Origin of the sequence: Xenorhabdus sp. Sc-CR9 (assembly GCF_963897815.1) — a bacterium.
GTDB lineage: Bacteria > Pseudomonadota > Gammaproteobacteria > Enterobacterales > Enterobacteriaceae > Xenorhabdus.
In genome coordinates, this window is record NZ_CAWQTY010000060.1 from 1 (window position 1) to 1,578 (window position 1,578).

The 1,578-nt window shown below is 43.7% G+C and carries 3 protein-coding genes; 1 reads left to right on the top strand and 2 read right to left on the bottom strand.

Features of this window, described 5'->3' with window-relative positions:
* The first annotated feature begins 38 nt into the window (after window positions 1-38).
* The gene (locus AACQ81_RS03265) at window positions 39-359 is read left to right on the top strand and encodes a SymE family type I addiction module toxin (RefSeq protein ID WP_237388468.1); all 321 of its coding nucleotides are present in this window, start codon (window positions 39-41) and stop codon (window positions 357-359) included.
* A gap of 81 nt (window positions 360-440) precedes the next feature.
* On the opposite strand, the gene AACQ81_RS03270 is transcribed toward AACQ81_RS03265, so the two are convergent.
* Window positions 441-794 (bottom strand): hypothetical protein, encoded by a 354-nt coding sequence (locus tag AACQ81_RS03270; RefSeq protein ID WP_237388469.1) that lies wholly within the window; start codon window positions 792-794, stop codon window positions 441-443.
* Window positions 794-1,578, bottom strand: a 785-nt coding sequence (locus AACQ81_RS03275) for an RHS repeat domain-containing protein (RefSeq protein ID WP_272903147.1), incomplete at its 5' end; no start/stop codon positions are given. The genes AACQ81_RS03270 and AACQ81_RS03275, both read right to left, overlap by 1 nt.

The following is a 1,578-nucleotide window of genomic DNA, read 5'->3' on the forward strand; positions in this document are numbered from 1 at the left end:
AGAACGCTCACCACAACCAACTACGTAGGAGTTGAATGATGGCTAAGGCGCATTCTAAGCAAAACCGTGCTCAAAATAAAGCAGCTAAAACAGAACGTTATTACACCGTGGGATACGTCCCGCAAAATGACAAGGCTAAAGCCCCGCCTGCAATCCACCTGAAGGGACAATGGCTTAAACAGGCAGGCTTTGAGATTGGCGGCTCGGTCACGGTGAAGATCATGGAGGGCTGTCTGGTGCTGATCCCCGACAGTGACGAGACGAACAGCCTCAAACAGCAATACCAGCGCCAGCGCGAACAAATCAGTGAAATTAAGCTGCGGATGCGCGAGCTGATTGGCGACTACAAAAGCCGCTAAGGGCAGGGAGTGAACCGCTCTTAACCGAACAAAGCCGGAAGATCACGGGAATCTTTCCGGCTTGAAATTTGACCGATTTAATTATTCATATTTTCCAGTAAACATAAACTCTTCAAGCAGTTCAACGAACTCAGCTTTATTTTTTGTTTGCTTAGTTCCCAAGAATTTTTCAATTCCTTCTGTTTTTTGTGTCTTTTTATTTATTTTTAAAATAAAAAAATCTAGGACAAATGAACCATTGGGATCTCCTTCTGGTTCATATCTTGAATCGAAGCAAAGACCATCAAGAGAATTATGACCACTTATTAAGATTGAACCATAAAACCAATCCATATTTTCTTGGGTAGGTTCATAATGATAAAAATTATTTACATCAATTACCCACCGACTTGGTATTCTCAGAGGTTGAAGTTTTTTCCATAACACATTCTTCATTAACGAACTCCCGGAATATATTTTCCAACTTGACCCAATGACGCAGGGAAACTATGTATAACTGGTGTACCAGTTTTAGTCATTTCGATACGAACCCAATCAGTTAATTTCCCCTCGTTATAACCTACTGGACCAGTTGGATTTTTATAAAACATGAAGCGTGTGCCACCATGTTCAAAGACATGACCATTTCGGATAGCACCATGAGCTGCTTGCTTTTCAAAACCCGCAACTTGTCTAGCATATTCAGGGAAATATGATGCTTCCGGGTCTCCATTTCTAGCTCCTTTTCCTAAACTTAGACTTTTAGCTTGTTCAGCAGATTTTGCTTGAGTATGTTTTATACCGTGATAGCCACCAGGACGTTGTGCGTTATAAACATCTGCTCGAAGAGCTTTACGTTTATGGTATCCAGTAGGATCGCGAACATCGCATCCCGCCAACCCAAGCGGGTCGATCCATCCCGTCGGATTATGCACATACCCATATGGATTAAAACCGCCTGCCAAGTTCAGGGGATCGGACGAAATATACTGCGCTGTGTCCGGCGAATAATAACGGAACCGATTATAATATAAACCACTTTCCTCGTCTTCATATTGTCCGGCAAACCTGAAATTACAGTCCACATGGTAATCCGGATTATTGGACGCAATCACCTGCGATTTCTCGGCTTTACCCCATGTCGTCAGCCGCTGCGCCCAGACCAGCACCCCTTCCTCGGACAACATTTCCCGCGGCGTCCCCTGATGGTCACTGACAATATAGTGTAGCTTGCCTTTTT